We start from the raw sequence: 17,345 nt of genomic DNA on the forward strand, positions 1-17,345 counted from the left end.
TAGAGGTGCCCCCTTTTTACACGAGTGGAAAAAGGATTAAAAATGGAACATTTATTAGAGGTTAAAAATCTTTCAGTCAGCATTAACGGTCCTGCCGGAGAAGTCCAGGCAGTAAGAGATGTATCTTTTTCATTAAAAAAGGGAGAGGTGCTGGCTATAGTTGGAGAATCCGGATGCGGGAAGAGTGTGCTTTGCAAAAGTATCATGAAGCTTTTGCCACCAAGCGCAAAAATAAAAGAGGGAAGCATCTGTGTGAACGGACAGGATATCACCTGTTACAGGGAAAAGGAGATGCAGAAACTGCGTGGAAGAGTTTTTTCTATGATCTTTCAGGATCCTATGACATCCCTGAATCCAACTATTAAAATTGGAAAACAGATTGGGGAAGCAGTGGTGATCCACAATAAGAACTACACGAAGGAACAGGTAAATAAGAAGGTTCTGGAGCTTATGGAACTGGTAGGTATCTCCCATCCAAAGGAACGATATCATCAGTATCCCTGGCAGTTCTCCGGAGGAATGCGTCAGAGATGTGTCATGGCCATCGCTCTGGCAGCAGATCCGGATATTTTATTTGCAGATGAACCAACTACTGCACTGGATGTGACCATACAGGCACAGATCCTGGATCTTCTGCGGGAAATACAGATGAAGCTTGGAACAGCTACCATACTGGTATCCCATGATCTGGGAGTTGTTGCACGTGTGGCAGACAGAGTGGCAGTCATGTATGCAGGCAAGATCGTAGAGATCGGTACAGCAGAGGAAGTGTATTATGATCCCAGACATCCATACACATGGGGACTGATGAGATCACTGCCTGCATTTGCAAATGGAAAAGAAAGCCTGTACACCATCCCCGGCATGCCTCCTACTTTGATAGATCCGCCGAAAGGTGATGCTTTTGCATGTCGAAATGAATATGCCCTGAATATTGATTATGAAGAAATGCCGCCTATGTTTAAGATAACAGATACTCATTATGCGGCAACCTGGCTGCTGGATCCAAGAGCACCGCAGATCAAATCACCTATGGGAGGAACAGCGCATGAGTAAAGAAGTTTTATTGGATGTCAGGCATCTGACTCAGCAGTTTCATCTGACAAAAAAGATCAAGGTAAAGGCTGTAGATGATGTTTCATTTCAGATCCATAAAGGTGAGATCTTTGGTCTGGTAGGGGAATCCGGTTCAGGAAAGTCCACAGTTGCCAGATGTCTGATGAATATATATCAGCCGGCTCAGGGAGAAATCTGGTATAAAGATGTAAATATCTGCGACAAAAAGGAATTCAAAAAGCATAAAAAAATGCTGCAGACCCGCCGCCAGATGATATTCCAGGATTCCGCATCCAGTCTGAACCAGAAAATGAAGGTGTCAGATATTATTACGGAACCAATGAGAATCCAGCATATCACACCTCCGAGAGGAAGCTTTGTGAAGGAAGCTGCTTTTCAGATGGAATATGTAGGACTTGAGAACAGTTTCCTGGACCGTTATCCATCTGAATTATCAGGGGGACAGAGACAGCGAGTGGCCATAGCCAGATCTCTGTGTATGGAACCGGAATTTCTGGTGGCTGATGAACCGATAGCTTCTCTGGATGTGTCCATACAGGCCCAGATCGTCAATCTGTTCCGTCATCTGCAGGAGGAGCATGGATTTACATTTCTGTTTATAGCTCATGACCTGGCTATGGTTGAGTATCTCTGTGACCGTGTGGGAGTTATGTATCATGGAAAACTGGTAGAACTGGCGCCATCAGAAGAATTGTATTCCAATCCGGTGCACCCTTATACAAAAACATTGCTGTCTGCAATTCCTGTTCCTGACCCCATCAGGGAAAGAAAAAGAGTCCTGCAGTATTATGATGGCGAAGGAATGGAAAACAGCGTGTGGACAGAAGTGTCACCCGGACATTTTGCAATGCTTCCGGCTGAAGGAAAGGGGTGCAGTATATAATGAGACAAAAAAAGTTAGTCTACTATGGTAAAAAATGCCTGATATTCCTGATCTCAGTATTTATATTGTCTGTAGCTGTATTTTATGTAGCCCGTCTTGCACCGGGAGATCCGCTGATTTCCTATTATGGTGACCGTACAGAGAAGATGAGTCCGGAAGAACGTGAATGGGCTATGGGAAAACTGGGATTGAACGAACCGATTTCTGTGCAGTATGTGAAGTGGGTAAAAAATGCCTTTCATGGAGAATTTGGAATTTCATTTAAATATAAACAGGATGTAGTGGACGTGATCGGCGGCCGTATCGGTAATACACTTGTGCTTGGAGGAATCGGATTTATCATTATGTTTGCCGGAGCCTTGCTCCTGGGAATCCTGTGTGCCTGGTACGAAAACCGGCTGGCAGACCGGATCCTGTGTAAGCTGGGAACCATATCCAGTTGTATTCCTGAGTTTTGGATGGCTCTGGTCCTGATCCTTGTTTTTTCCGTAAATCTTAAGATCCTGCCAAGCAGTGGAGCTTACAGTACAGGAAATGCAGGAGATATCGGTGACAGAGTGCTGCATCTGATCATGCCTCTGACCATCGTGGTCATGGAGCATTTATGGTATTATGCTTACATGATCCGAAATAAGATCCTTGAAGAGGTTCGCGCAGATTATGTACTTTTGGCAAAGGCAAAAGGCCTGGATAAGAAAAAGCTTATGTTCAGACATTGTGTCCGAAATGTAATGCCTGCTTATCTGAGTATTATGGCCATTGCAGTCCCCCATGTACTTGGAGGAACCTATGTGGTAGAAAGTGTATTCTCTTATCCCGGAATCGGAGCTCTGTCCTATGAGAGTGCCAGATATCATGATTACAATCTGCTGATGCTGCTTTGTATGATGTCAGGAATCCTGGTTATTTTCTGTAATATCGTCAGTCAGACTATTAATGAACAGATAGATCCCCGTATGAAGGATGAAGTAATAACCGAGAAATCGGAGGTAGTAGAAGGATGACCAATCATTTATTTGAACTGGCAGGAAACAGAAAGACAGAAACCGTAATTCCCAAATCAAAGAAAAAGTGGTATCAGGGAAAACCCGTTGTTTCGGCAGCAATCCTGATTCTTATCGTACTGGGCTGCCTGTGTGCGGAACTGATCATGACAAAGGATCCTACTTATATGGATCTGTTAAACTATAATAAAGCTCCTGACAGGGAGTTCCTTTTTGGAACAGATACTATGGGAAGGGATATTTTTTCCATGATCTGGTATGGAGGAAGAATCTCGATCCTGATCGGTGGATTAGCCACAGTTATTTCTACTTTTATTGCAGTGGTAGTCGGTGCCTTCAGTGGAGTGGCACCTGCCTGGCTTGATGAACTGATCATGAGATTTACAGAAATATTCTTAAGTATACCAACTCTGCTCCTGATCATTTTGCTGCAGGCTATTATGGGAGATGCAAATATCCTGAGTCTGTCCTTTGTGATCGGTGTGACCAGCTGGACCAGTATTGCGAAAGTAGTACGCACAGAGGTACGGCAGATACGAAACAGTGAGTATATCATCGCTGCAAGATGTATGGGAGCGGGATTCTTCCGTATTTTGTGGAAGCATCTGGTGCCGAACTTTTTCTCATCCATTATGTTTATGGTAGTCATGAATGTAAGAACTGCAATGATTTCTGAAGCTACTTTAAGCTTTATGGGCATTGGACTTCCGATAGAGGTTATCACATGGGGAAGTATGCTGTCTCTGTCAGATAAGGCATTAATGACAGGTTCCTGGTGGATCATTCTGATCCCCGGAATTTTCCTGATCGCCACAGTGCTCTGCCTGACCAATATAGGAAATGCCTGCAGAGAGCAGACAAACAGAAAAGAAAGTAACTTTTAAAATTTGACCGAAATCTCGCTGTTTTGTTGCTGATTTGTCTGATTTATGATATTATGGAAATATCTTAAAAAATCTAAAAAATAAGGCAGGAGTGGTCAAAATGTATCAGGAAGAATACAAACGTTGGTTGGCAGCAGATCTGCAGGATGCGGATCTTAATCCGGAATTATCCAAAATCGAAGGAAATGATGAAGAGATCAAAGATCGTTTCGCAGTAGCGCTGAAATTTGGAACAGCCGGACTTCGCGGAGTTCTCGGAGCCGGAACCAACCGTATGAATATTTATGTAGTTCGCCAGGCAACACAGGGACTTGCGAACTGGGTAAAAACACAGGGCGGTAATCAGACAGTAGCCATCAGCTATGACAGCCGTCTTAAGAGTGATGTATTTGCAAAAACAGCAGCAGGCGTACTGGCGGCAAATGATATCAATGTCAGAATTTATGACGCACTGATGCCTGTACCGGCACTTTCCTTTGCAACACGTTACTATGACTGCAATGCAGGTATTATGGTAACAGCATCCCACAACCCGGCTAAGTACAACGGATACAAAGCATACGGTCCTGACGGATGCCAGATGACAGACGATGCAGCTGCCATTGTATATGAAGAGATCCAGAAAACAGACGTACTTACAGGTGCGAAATATATGTCCTTCGCAGAAGGCGTAGAACAGGGAAAGATCCGTTTTGTAGGAGATGACTGCAAGCAGGCTCTCTATGAAGCTATCGAATCCCGTCAGGTTCGTCCGGGTCTCTGCAAGACAGCAGGACTGAAACTGGTTTACAGCCCGTTAAACGGATCAGGACTTGTACCTGTAACTCAGGTATTAAAAGATATCGGAATTACAGATATCACAATCGTTCCGGAACAGGAATATCCGAACGGATACTTCACAACCTGCAGCTATCCGAACCCGGAAATCTTTGCAGCTCTGGAGCTTGGATTAAATCTCGCAAAAGAAACAGGTGCAGACTTAATGCTTGCAACTGACCCGGATGCAGACCGTGTTGGTATCGCAATGAAATGCCCGGATGGTTCCTATGAGCTGGTAACAGGTAATGAGGTAGGTGTACTCCTTCTTGACTATATCTGTGCAGGCCGCATTGAAAAAGGCACAATGCCAAAGAACCCGGTAGCAGTGAAATCCATTGTTTCCACACCACTTGCAGATGCAGTGGCAGAGCACTATGGAGTAGAACTCAGAAGCGTACTTACAGGATTCAAGTGGATCGGCGATCAGATCGCACAGCTTGAAGCAGCAGATGAAGTAGACAGATTTATCTTCGGATTTGAAGAGAGCTACGGATACCTTGCAGGACCATATGTACGTGACAAGGATGCTGTTATCGGATCTATGCTGATCTGTGAAATGGCTGCATATTACAGAAGCATCGGAAGTTCCCTGAAACAGAGAATGGAAGAGATCTATGCACAGTACGGACGTTACCTGAACAAAGTAGACAGCTTTGAATTCCCGGGATTAAGCGGAATGGATAAGATGTCAGCTCTGATGCAGGGACTTCGTGACAAACCTCTCACAGAGATTGCAGGTCATGCAATTGTAAAAGTAACAGATTACCAGAAACCGGAAGAAACAGGACTTCCTGCAGCAAACGTACTGATCTACAAGCTGGATAACGGCGAGACAGTAGTTGTCCGCCCATCCGGAACAGAACCAAAGATCAAGATCTATTACACAACTCTCGGCAAGAACCTGGAAGATGCAGAAGCTGAGAAAGAGAAGCTTGCAGAAGCATTAAAACCGATCATGGCATAAGCAATTGTAAGCAGAACTGAATAAAATATACCAAACCGGAAAGGCTGTGCTCATTGGAGGTGCAGTCTTTCTTTTTGTAACCCGCAGGGGCCTTACTGTTACTGTGAACGGAGTGAGCAGTAACGACTTACTTGATTCGGTTAAATAGGATTGATATAATTAACACTCTTTGCTACAATAAAAAACAGCGAAAATAAGAATAAGACTGCTTATGAATGAAAGGAAAATATACTATGGAAGAATATGAAGTAATCAGCATTCCGGTATCTGACGGAACAGAACGGGATTTTGCAATCATGGATACCTTTGAATTTGAAGGACAGGGATATCTGGCAGTTTCTCTGATCGAAGGAGATGAGATCCAGGAGGGCGTTTACATTTACCGTTACCACAATGCAGAAGATGGAGATGTTGTGGTAGAGCAGATCACTTTGCCTGCAGAATACAAAAAGGTGACAAAATTTTACGAACAGATGTAAGCAAAAAAAATATCTCGAAAAGAACCTGCATCTTGTGGTAAAATAAAAAAATCAAATTTTGATCAATAAAAACAGGAGGAAAAAACGATGGAAAAATCAACCGTTTATTTTACTGATTTCAGATGTCCGGTTGGCACCAGCCAGCTTGATAAACTGAAGAAACTCTGCGTTACAGCCGGAATCAAAGACATTGATATGGATGGAAAATTCGTGGCTATTAAAATGCATTTCGGAGAACTTGGCAATCTGGCTTTCCTGCGTCCAAATTACGCAAAAGCAGTAGCTGATCTCTGTAAAGAGCAGGGAGGACTTCCGTTCCTCACAGACTGCAACACTCTTTATCCGGGAAGCCGCAAGAATGCACTGGAGCATCTGGAGTGCGCAAATCTCAATGGATTTAACAGCATTTCAACAGGATGCCAGATCATCATCGGTGATGGCTTACGCGGTACAGACGAAGTAGAAGTACCGGTAGTTAACGGTGAATATTGTCAGACTGCACTGATCGGACATGCGATCATGGATGCAGATATTTTTATCAGCTTAAGCCACTTCAAAGGACATGAAGCAACCGGCTTCGGCGGTGCTCTGAAGAATATCGGAATGGGATGCGGAAGCCGCGCAGGTAAGATGAAACAGCATGCTAGCGGAAAACCTGCAGTAAACGAAGAACTCTGCCGCGGATGCCGTCGCTGCGCAAAAGAGTGCGGAAGTGATGCGATTACATATCCGAATAAAAAAGCAGTCATTGATTATGATAAATGTAAAGGCTGCGGCCGTTGTATCGGAGCCTGTGGTTTTGATGCAGTATACAATCCAAACAGCAGTGCGAATGAACTTCTTGACCGTAAGATGGCAGAATATGCACAGGCAGTCTGTCATGGACGTCCGCATTTCCATGTAGCACTTGTTCAGGATATCAGCCCGAACTGCGACTGCCATGGCGAAAATGATGCACCAATCCTTCCTGATATCGGAATGTTTGCGAGCTTCGACCCGGTTGCTCTGGATCAGGCTTGCGCAGATGCCTGTCTGAAAGCAACTCCGATCGAGAACAGCCAGCTTGGAGAACACCTGGCAAAACCTGACTGGCATTGCCACCATGACCATTTCAAAGATTCCAACCCGAACATTGAATGGCAGGCAACATTGGATCAGGCAGAGAAGATTGGTTTGGGAACCAGACAGTATGAACTGAAGATCGTGAAATAATATATTTATCAGCAATGGAAAATAAATGCGAAAAAGTAATAAACAAAAAGGACCGGATGAATGAACTATATTGTCTTTGACCTGGAATGGAATCAGAATCCTTCGGGAAAGAAAACACGTAACGACAGGCTTCCATTTGAGATTATCGAGATTGGGGCTGTAAAAGTAAACAGCAAAAAAGAAATAACGGATCATTTTCACCGACTGATCAAACCACAGGTCTATAAATGGATTCATGACAGCATCCATGAGGTAATTCATGTAGATTATAAAGATCTTATGAAAGGCGTGCCCTTTGAGCAGGCAGTCAGGGAATTTATTGACTGGTGCGGAGAAGACTGGTACTTTTTTACCTGGGGAAATCAGGACGTGATGGAACTTCAGAGAAATATGAAGTTCTATGGCCTGCTGGATCTGCTTCCCGGACCTGTGACCTATTATGATGTGCAGAAACTATACAGTATCAGTTATGATGACGGTACACACAGGTGTGCATTGGAGCATGCGATCGATGAGCTGAAAATAGAGAAATCCAGGGGATTTCACCGGGCGCTTGCAGATGCCTGGTATACAGCGAAAGTCCTGGAGAAAATAAATAACATAATCATCATCAATCATCCGTCACTGGATGTTTACCAGAATCCAAAGAAGAAAAAAGACGAGATACATATTTCCTATCCGGATCATGACAAATATGTATCCAGAGAATTTGCCACAAGAGAGCGAATCATGAAAGACCGCGAGGTGACCAGCACCAGATGTCCGGTCTGTCATCTGCCTGCAAAGCGCAAACTCCGATGGTTTATGAATAATCCAAAGGTTTATTACAGCATATCCAATTGTGAAGAACATGGACTGATAAGAGGCAAGATCCGCATCCGAAAAACAGAAGATGAGAAATATTTCGCTGTGAAGACATTGCGTTTCACAGATACAGAAGAAGCGGAGGAACTTCGTGAAAGAAAAGAAGTCCTCCGCCTCAGGCGAAAACTAAAAAGAAGCGTTGAGAAGGAGATCTGAAAGGATCTCCTTTTCATATTGCATTCCATATCCGACCATATGGCCGTCTAAATAATATTTACTTTTAATTCTCTTTGGACCGACAGAATTGTTCAGAAGTTTCTGCTTCTTTACAAGCTGGCTCACATCGGTTCCTGTGGGGACAGTTACGTACACATGCCTCATATAATAGAAGGAACACAGATTATTCCAGTCCTTTAACAGGTGCTTTTCGCATGGGAGAAATACTGCCGGTACCGGATCGGTATCTATATTCAAGTCTACTTTTTCAAAATTGTCGAAGCCGTAATCCAGCAGAGAAGTTGTGTCAGGAAAAGCACCGTTTGTAGAATTCAGCACAACTGCAATGAGAATGGAATTTCCTCTCTTGGCATAGGTGACAAGCGTACTTCCCGCTGCATCGGTGTATCCGGTCTTTCCTCCCAGAACCCCATCGTATGCATAAGACTGTCCGGGCATCATCTTATGGTGATTGAGAAGATAACGGGTTTCAGACTGCTTATTAGTCGGAGGAATCTCATAAACCTGTGTGGTCACAAATTTACGGAATCTGGGATTATACCAGGCTGCCTTAGCAATCTTCATCATATCACCTGCGGTGGTATAATGCGTCTCATCCGGAAGACCATTTGGATTATTAAAATGGGTGTTCTTACAGCCAAGCTGAGCTGCCCTCTGGTTCATCAGTTCAACAAACTTCTTTACAGAACCGCTTGTTTTTTCTGCCAGAGCAAGAGCCATCTCATTGGCGGATTCCAGCATCAGAGCCATCAGGGCCTGCTCTACTGTGAAAACCTCTCCTGTTTCTGCGTAAATGCTGGAGCTTCCGGACTCAATCCCATAAGCCGCTTCCTGCGACATGGTGATCGTATCGTTCATATCCAGATATTCACAGGCCAGAAGAGCGGTCATGATCTTAGTGATACTGGCGGGATATAGCTTATCTTTGGCATTCTTGGAATAAAGAATAGTATCAGTGACTGCATCCATCAGCACTGCGGACTGTCCCTCGATATTAGGACCTGTGGGCCATCCTTTGACAGAATCGATATCTGAGGCCTGTGAATAGGTTTCTGAATGACCGGCTTCAGGAGTGGCAGAGGTTTCGGCAGCGTAAGTGACTGCAGGCTGGGAGGTCAGAATCCCTGCACAAAGCATTCCGGTGAGGAAACGTTTCATTAATTTATGAAATTTTGTTTTAAACATTTGAAATTACCCTTCATTAAATATACATAGTAGTTGCTTTCCATATCCTGGTCCATTGTTTTGAATGACGTTCGGACAAAATATTCTACCTTATTATATCATTAATTACAATGCCTGTGTAAAATTTATATGATAGTATGTTAACAGTGTGTTACTGTTCGGGAGTTTGACAGTAACCAGTGTTATTAAACAGTAACAGGATTACCCTAATATTCAAAAAAATACTTGACACAGTGAATTTTGTGACCTTATAATGAATCCGCATAGTTAAATAAATGATATGTCCACAAAAACGTTGATGGAGAGAGTAACTGCAGGGGAAAGCAGACAGCGAACCGGGGAGGGTGTGAGCCCGGTGGTGAGTAAATGCAGTGAAGATCACTCCGGAGTTGCAGCTCTGAAGGGTGTACAGACAGGTAAGAGCTGACGGAAATCCCCGTTAAAAGATTCATGTATCGGCAGAGGATGCCCGTACAATGTAACAGGTGGTATAGCGAACGTCAATAAACCTTCGTCCTTTTACAAAAGGGCGATTTTTTTATGGGCTTATTTTCGTTCTTAAAGGACACTGGAAATATTTTTCAGCGTATATAAACGTCCTGCATATTTTCAGGTGTCTGATACAAATAATTTAAACAGGAGGTAAATTACTGTGTACCAGAAAGTTGATACGAACTTAAACTTTGTAGACCGTGAGAAAAAAGTAGAAGAATTCTGGAAAGAAAACCATATCTTTGAGAAAAGTATGGAGAACAGAAAAGAAGGAGAAACCTATACATTCTATGATGGACCGCCCACTGCAAACGGCAAACCGCACATCGGTCATGTACTTACCCGTGTAATCAAGGATATGATTCCGAGATACCGTACAATGAAGGGCTACATGGTTCCGCGTAAAGCAGGATGGGATACCCACGGACTTCCGGTAGAGCTGGAAGTAGAGAAGAAACTTGGTCTGGATGGCAAAGAGCAGATCGAAGAATACGGTATGGAGCCATTCATCAAACAGTGTAAGGAAAGCGTCTGGAAATATAAAGGAATGTGGGAGGATTTCTCCTCTACTGTTGGTTTCTGGGCTGATATGGAACATCCATACGTAACTTACTATGACGATTATATTGAATCCGAATGGTGGGCATTAAAAGAAATCTGGAACAAGAAGCTTCTGTATAAAGGCTTCAAGATCGTTCCTTACTGTCCAAGATGTGGTACCCCTCTTTCCGCACAGGAAGTATCCCAGGGATACAAAACTGTAAAAGAGCGCTCCGCAGTTGTAAGATTCAAGGTTGTTGGTGAAGATGCTTACTTCCTTGCATGGACAACAACACCATGGACACTTCCGTCCAACGTTGCACTCTGCGTAAACCCGGATGAGACTTACTGCAAAGTAAAGGCAGCAGACGGATATACCTATTATATGGCAGAAGCACTCCTTGACAAAGTCCTTGGCAAACTTGCAAAAGAAGAAGGCGAGAAAGCATATGAAGTTCTGGAAACCTACAAAGGAACAGACCTGGAATACAAAGCATACGAGCCGCTTTTTGCATGTGCAGGAGAGGCAGCAGCAAAACAGAAAAAGAAAGCTCATTTCGTAACCTGTGATAACTACGTTACTATGAGTGATGGTACAGGTATCGTTCACATCGCACCTGCATTCGGTGAAGACGACAGCAGAATCGGACGTAACTATGAACTGCCATTCGTACAGTTCGTAGACGGACAGGGTAACCTGACAAAAGAGACACCATACGCAGGCGTTTTTGTAAAGAAAGCAGATCCTATGGTTCTCACAGATCTGGACAAAGAAGGCAAGCTCTTCGATGCTCCGAAATTCGAGCATGATTATCCACACTGCTGGAGATGTGACACACCACTGATCTACTATGCAAGAGAATCCTGGTTCATCAAGATGACAGCAGTTAAGGATGACCTGATCAGAAATAACAATACAATCAACTGGATCCCTGAGAGCATCGGTAAAGGACGTTTCGGCGACTGGCTTGAAAACGTTCAGGACTGGGGTATCAGCCGTAACCGTTACTGGGGAACACCACTGAACATCTGGCAGTGTGAATGCGGACATATGCATTCCATCGGAAGCCGTCAGGAATTATTCGAGATGAGCGGTGATGAGAGAGCCAAGACAGTAGAGCTTCACCGCCCATACATCGATGAGATCACACTGAAGTGTCCGGAGTGCGGTGGAGAAATGCATCGTGTACCGGAGGTTATTGACTGCTGGTTCGACTCAGGAGCAATGCCTTTCGCACAGCATCATTATCCTTTTGAAAACAAAGAATTATTTGAGCAGCAGTTCCCTGCAAACTTTATCTCCGAGGCAGTAGACCAGACCCGTGGATGGTTCTACTCACTCCTTGCAGAATCCACACTGCTCTTCAACAAAGCACCATACAAGAACGTAATCGTTCTGGGACATGTTCAGGATGAGAACGGACAGAAGATGAGTAAGTCCAAAGGAAATGCAGTTGATCCATTCGATGCACTGAACAAATACGGCGCAGATGCCATCAGATGGTACTTCTACATCAACAGTGCTCCATGGCTTCCGAACCGTTTCCATGGCAAGGCAGTTGTGGAAGGACAGCGTAAATTCATGAGTACACTGTGGAATACTTACGCATTCTTCGTATTATATGCAGACATCGACAACTTCGACCCGACCAAATATGAACTGAACTATGACCAGCTTCCTGTTATGGACAAATGGCTCCTCAGCAGATTAAACACAACAGTTCAGGCAGTTGACAATGACCTGGCTAACTACAAGATCCCGGAAGCAGCAAGAGCACTTCAGGAATTTGTAGATGAGATGAGTAACTGGTATGTAAGAAGAAGCCGTGAACGTTTCTGGGCAAAGGGAATGGAGCAGGATAAGATCAATGCTTACATGACTCTGTACCATGCACTGGTAACCATCGCCAAGACAGCAGCTCCGATGATCCCGTTCATGACAGAAGACATCTATCAGAACCTGGTAAGAAGCGTGGATAAAGATGCTCCGGAGAGTATCCATCTCTGCGACTTCCCAACTGTAAACGAAGCATGGATCGACAAAGATCTGGAAGCAGATATGAAAGAGCTTCTGGAGATCGTAGTTCTGGGACGTGCCTGCAGAAATACAGCAAACATCAAGAATCGTCAGCCAATCGGAACCATGTATGTAAAAGCTGAGAAGAAAATGAGTGAATTCTACACTGACATCATCGCAGACGAACTGAATGTCAAAGAAGTAAAATTCGCAGATGATGTAGAATCCTTTATCTCCTACAGCTTCAAACCACAGCTTCGTACAGTAGGACCGAAATACGGTAAACTCCTTGGAGGAATCAGACAGGCTCTCACAGACATCAATGGAACAGCAGCAATGAACGAACTGAGAACCAACGGTGTCCTGAAATTGGATATCAACGGAAACGATGTAGAGCTTACAGAAGAAGACCTTCTTATTGAAACAGCACAGACAGAAGGCTATGTATCCGAATCTGACGGTGAAACATCCGTAGTCCTTGATACAAACCTGACACCTGAACTGATCGAAGAGGGATTCGTACGTGAGATCATCAGCAAGATCCAGACCATGCGTAAGGAAGCCGGCTTCGAAGTTATGGACAAGATCGTAGTATACGCTCACGGAAACGACAAGATCCAGGATATCATGAAAGCACACGAAGATGAGATTAAGTCAGAAGTACTTGCAGACGAAATGGTACTTGGCGAGACCGATGGTTATGTGAAAGAGTGGAACATCAACAAAGAAGCAGTAACTATGGGTGTTAAGAAACTGTAATTGACAACATTCGGTCAATTACTGACAAGGTAATGATAAGTTACAGGTATTTCACAGGAAATATACTACTTTCGCAATGCACGATAACAAAAAAATGTTATAAAATTCGGCAATTATACACATGACAGACTGTCGAAAAAAGAGTATCATTATCCTTGACAGTCTGATTTCAGAGAGGAAATTGGAGGCGGAGATTCTTTGCCCCCAATTTCTCTGATATGAGAAAACAGAAGAGTTGACGGAATGAAGAGGTTCACCGGCAATATCCGCAAGGTGTATTGCTGAGAATAAAGTGAACAGTGAAACCATTACGGGAGGTATGAAATGACAAACGAAATGTTCAAGAAAGAGGCATTCAAGAAAAGCGTAAAAGACAACGTAAAATTCCTCTATCGAAAAACAATTGAAGAAGCTACACAGGAGCAGATTTTCCAGGCAGTAAGCTACTCTGTAAAAGACGTTATCATTGATAACTGGCTTGCAACACAGAAAGCTTATGACGAACAGGATCCGAAGATCGTATACTATATGTCCATGGAATTCCTGATGGGACGTGCTCTCGGAAACAACCTGATCAACCTTTGCGCTTACGGTGAAGTAAAAGAAGCTCTCGAAGAGCTGGGATTTGACCTTAACTGTATCGAAGATCAGGAACCGGATCCGGCACTTGGAAACGGTGGTCTGGGAAGACTGGCTGCATGCTTCCTTGATTCTCTCGCAACTTTAAATTACGCAGCATATGGCTGCGGAATCCGTTACCACTACGGAATGTTCAAACAGAAAATCCAGAACGGTTATCAGATCGAGGTACCGGATAACTGGTTAAAGAACGGCTATCCATTCGAACTGCGTCGTCCGGAATATGCCAAGGAAGTACACTTCGGCGGATATGTAAGAGTAGAGTACGATCCTGAAAAGGGCGGAAACAAATTTATCCATGAAGGATATCAGGCAGTAAAAGCCATTCCTTATGATATGCCGATCACAGGATATGACAATGATGTAGTAAATACACTTCGTATCTGGGATGCAGAGCCGATCGTAGACTTCGAGCTTGATTCCTTTGACAAGGGTGATTACAAGAAAGCTGTAGAGCAGGAGAACCTTGCCCGCAATATCGTAGAAGTCCTTTACCCGAACGACAACCACTATGCAGGTAAAGAGCTGAGACTGAAACAGCAGTACTTCTTTGTATCTGCAAGCCTCCAGGCAGCAATTGCCAAATACAAAAAGAAACATGACGATATCCATAAATTATATGAAAAAGTAACCTTCCAGATGAATGATACACATCCAACTGTAGCAGTAGCAGAGTTAATGCGTATCCTCATGGATGAAGAAGGACTCGGATGGGATGAAGCATGGGAAGTAACAAGAAAATCTGTTGCTTACACAAACCATACTATCATGTCCGAAGCACTTGAGAAATGGCCGATCGAGCTCTTCTCCAGACTGCTTCCGCGTGTATACCAGATCATCGAAGAGATCAACCGTCGTTTCATTCTTGAGATCCAGGCTAAATATCCGGGAAATTATGAGAAGATCAAAAAGATGGCTATCATCTATGACGGACAGGTTAAGATGGCTCACCTTGCAATCGCGGCAGGCTACTCTGTAAACGGTGTTGCACGCCTTCATACAGAAATCCTGAAGAACCAGGAATTAAAAGACTTCTATGAAATGATGCCTGAGAAATTCAATAACAAGACAAACGGTATCACTCAGAGACGTTTCCTGCTCCACGCAAATCCACTCCTTGCAGACTGGATCACAGAGCATATCGGACCGGACTGGATCACAGACCTTCCTCAGTTGAAGAAACTGGCAGTTTACGCAGATGATGAAAAAGCACTCCAGGAATTCATGAACATCAAGTTCAAGAACAAAGAGCGTCTTGCAAAATACATCCTCGAGCACAATGGCGTAGAAGTAGACCCGCACTCCATCTTCGATGTACAGGTTAAGAGACTTCACGAGTACAAACGTCAGCTCCTGAACATCCTGCATGTTATCTATCTGTACAACCAGATCAAGATGCATCCGGAAATGGAATTCTATCCAAGAACATTCATCTTCGGTGCGAAAGCATCCGCAGGTTACGCAACAGCCAAGAAGATCATCAAACTCATCAACTCCGTAGCAGACGTAGTAAACAACGACGCTTCCATCAACGGCAAGATCAAAGTTGTATTCATCGAAAACTACAGAGTATCCAACGCTGAGTGGATCTTTGCAGCTGCAGACGTTTCCGAGCAGATTTCCACAGCAAGTAAAGAAGCATCCGGTACAGGTAACATGAAGTTCATGCTCAACGGTGCTCCTACACTTGGAACAATGGACGGTGCTAACGTAGAGATCGTAGAAGAAGTTGGCGCAGAAAACGCATTCATCTTCGGCTTAAGCTCCGACGAAGTAATCAACTACGAAAACAACGGCGGATACGATCCAAACGTAATCTACAACACAGACGAAGAAATCCGTCAGGTACTGATGCAGCTCATCAACGGAACCTTCTCCAATGATACAGAACTCTTCCGTGACCTGTACGATTCACTTCTCAACACAAAGAACACAGACAGAGCAGACCGCTACTTCATCCTCGCAGACTTCCGTTCCTATGCAGACGCACAGAAACGCGTAGAAGCAGCATACAGAGACGAAAAAGGCTGGGCTAAGAAAGCACTCCTCAACACAGCATGCAGCGGCAAGTTCACATCCGACAGAACTATCCAGGAATATGTAGATGATATCTGGCATCTGGATAAGGTTATTGTCAGAAAGAAATAATATGCTATATCTATAGAAGTAATTGCTTCTGAATAAAAATAAAGCCCCTGGCAGTACAGTTATCAGGACTGTGTTGCAGGGGCTTTTTGCTACAGTAGTGACATAATACATTAATTCATTTGTACGGGAAATTTTGTGTACAGACATATAATATAAAGGAACAAAAAGTTCTTAAAAACAGAGATTTGACTGGAAAAATGAGAAGGCATCTGTTACAATAGAAAATACAAAACAGAGTACCGGAGATGCAGAAACTGCTCTTTCTCCTGCCATTTTATGTCATAAGATATGAAAAAAGCAGAGAAGATATAGAGAAAGATCCAGAAAAACTTCAGAAATTGCTGGATGAATATGTGACAATATCCAGAAGACTGGAAGAAAGTCTGCTTGAAAACGGAAAAGAAGCACTGCATCGTTACCTTGTGGAAGTAATCATAAAAATTGCAGACTACATTTTCTCAGATTCAGAAAAAACAAAGAAGGGAGTTGACCGAGCCATGGGCGGAGAAGTATTAGAGCTGAAAACAGATAAGCTGATAAATGAAATAAGGCAAGATGTGAAAGAAGAAGTGAAAGAAGAAATAAAAACAGAGACGAAAGAAAAAATAGTAATCTGTATGCTAAAAAGAGGCAAAAGTACATTGGAAGAAATCGCTGCAGATACACAGATGCCGATTGAGCAGGTTGAAAGAATAAAAAAAGAACAACAGTTATAAAATGAGAAAATGGCAGAGAATTATAGAGGGTTCTCTGCCATTTGACCATACAGGGGTTGATACATCATCTTGTGATTAGAACGAACAACTCACCACATTTGTAACAAATTATAGATTTTTAGCATGAAAAATCAAGGAAAATAAATGCTTTTGAAGTGTATGAAATTTAAAAAAATCGTAAAATTCTTGAGCATTACCCTTGACAAAAAGTGGTGAAAGCACTATTATTAACCATAACAGACAGATTATGTCTAGGAATCTTTACCCAAAAAGAAATAGTTATATTAAGGAAAGGGGAACTATAATCATGACAAAGATTAAAAACACAAAGAAGGGCATGGCAAAAAAGACATTAAGTATGTCACTTGTTGTTGCAATGCTTGCTACTTCTAATGTGCCGGTATGGGCTGCTGAGTTCAGCGATGGTACTGACGCTTCCGTAGCTACTGAAGCAGATGCGTTCGCTGCAGAAGCTCCTGTTGTTGA

General features: G+C 43.4%; 12 protein-coding genes and 1 other annotated feature. Of the genes, 11 read left to right on the forward strand and 1 reads right to left on the reverse strand.

All coding sequences use genetic code 11. The features are described 5' to 3' along the window. Positions 1–42: 42 nt before the first annotated feature. The 8 genes from AC075L_RS04115 to AC075L_RS04150 all read left to right on the forward strand — a co-directional run bounded on the left by AC075L_RS04115 (position 43) and on the right by AC075L_RS04150 (position 8,342). Positions 43–1,056: an ABC transporter ATP-binding protein gene (locus AC075L_RS04115; protein WP_118569711.1), complete on the forward strand. Its 1,014-nt coding sequence runs from the start codon at positions 43–45 to the stop codon at positions 1,054–1,056. Beyond that, a complete protein-coding gene (locus AC075L_RS04120) occupies positions 1,049–1,960 on the forward strand; it encodes an ATP-binding cassette domain-containing protein (RefSeq protein WP_118593305.1) in 912 nt (303 codons plus the stop codon). The genes AC075L_RS04115 and AC075L_RS04120 overlap by 8 nt, the downstream gene beginning before the upstream one ends. Further along, on the forward strand, positions 1,960–2,964 hold the full coding sequence (locus AC075L_RS04125; protein WP_118593304.1) for an ABC transporter permease: 1,005 nt from the start codon (positions 1,960–1,962) through the stop codon (positions 2,962–2,964). Before AC075L_RS04120 ends, AC075L_RS04125 begins: the two co-directional genes overlap by 1 nt. Continuing rightward, positions 2,961–3,848: an ABC transporter permease gene (locus AC075L_RS04130; protein WP_118593303.1), complete on the forward strand. Its 888-nt coding sequence runs from the start codon at positions 2,961–2,963 to the stop codon at positions 3,846–3,848. The genes AC075L_RS04125 and AC075L_RS04130 overlap by 4 nt, the downstream gene beginning before the upstream one ends. 100 nt (positions 3,849–3,948) lie before the next feature. Beyond that, positions 3,949–5,631, forward strand: a complete 1,683-nt coding sequence (locus AC075L_RS04135; RefSeq protein WP_476387173.1) for a phospho-sugar mutase — start codon at positions 3,949–3,951, stop codon at positions 5,629–5,631. Positions 5,632–5,864: 233 nt separating this feature from the next. Then, complete coding sequence (locus tag AC075L_RS04140) at positions 5,865–6,110, forward strand: DUF1292 domain-containing protein (protein ID WP_026649908.1); 246 nt, start codon at positions 5,865–5,867, stop codon at positions 6,108–6,110. Between the two features lie 87 nt (positions 6,111–6,197). Then, entirely contained in the window at positions 6,198–7,322 is a 1,125-nt protein-coding gene (locus AC075L_RS04145; RefSeq protein WP_055060107.1) for a DUF362 domain-containing protein, read from the forward strand. Positions 7,323–7,382: 60 nt separating this feature from the next. Continuing rightward, on the forward strand, positions 7,383–8,342 hold the full coding sequence (locus tag AC075L_RS04150) for a 3'-5' exonuclease (protein ID WP_008707772.1): 960 nt from the start codon (positions 7,383–7,385) through the stop codon (positions 8,340–8,342). Here the strand turns inward: AC075L_RS04150 and AC075L_RS04155 are convergent. Continuing rightward, complete coding sequence (locus tag AC075L_RS04155; protein ID WP_118593301.1) at positions 8,313–9,548, reverse strand: D-alanyl-D-alanine carboxypeptidase family protein; 1,236 nt, start codon at positions 9,546–9,548, stop codon at positions 8,313–8,315. The two genes, AC075L_RS04150 and AC075L_RS04155, sit on opposite strands and share 30 nt — an antisense overlap. Before the next feature lie 286 nt (positions 9,549–9,834). Next, positions 9,835–10,070 (forward strand) — a binding site (T-box leader). 130 nt (positions 10,071–10,200) lie between these two features. Between AC075L_RS04155 and ileS the strand changes: the two genes are divergently transcribed. The 3 genes from ileS (at position 10,201) to AC075L_RS04170 (ending at position 16,859) form a co-directional block, all read left to right on the forward strand. Then, entirely contained in the window at positions 10,201–13,356 is a 3,156-nt protein-coding gene (gene ileS / locus AC075L_RS04160; protein WP_118593300.1) for an isoleucine--tRNA ligase, read from the forward strand. 324 nt (positions 13,357–13,680) lie between these two features. Next, a complete protein-coding gene (locus tag AC075L_RS04165) occupies positions 13,681–16,143 on the forward strand; it encodes a glycogen/starch/alpha-glucan phosphorylase (protein ID WP_062807198.1) in 2,463 nt (820 codons plus the stop codon). Between the two features lie 245 nt (positions 16,144–16,388). After that, positions 16,389–16,859, forward strand: coding sequence for a hypothetical protein (locus AC075L_RS04170; RefSeq protein ID WP_008707767.1), 471 nt, complete (start codon positions 16,389–16,391; stop codon positions 16,857–16,859). Positions 16,860–17,345 lie beyond the last annotated feature (486 nt).

The sequence above is a fragment of the Blautia sp. ZXY-1-B12 genome (genome assembly GCF_056339915.1).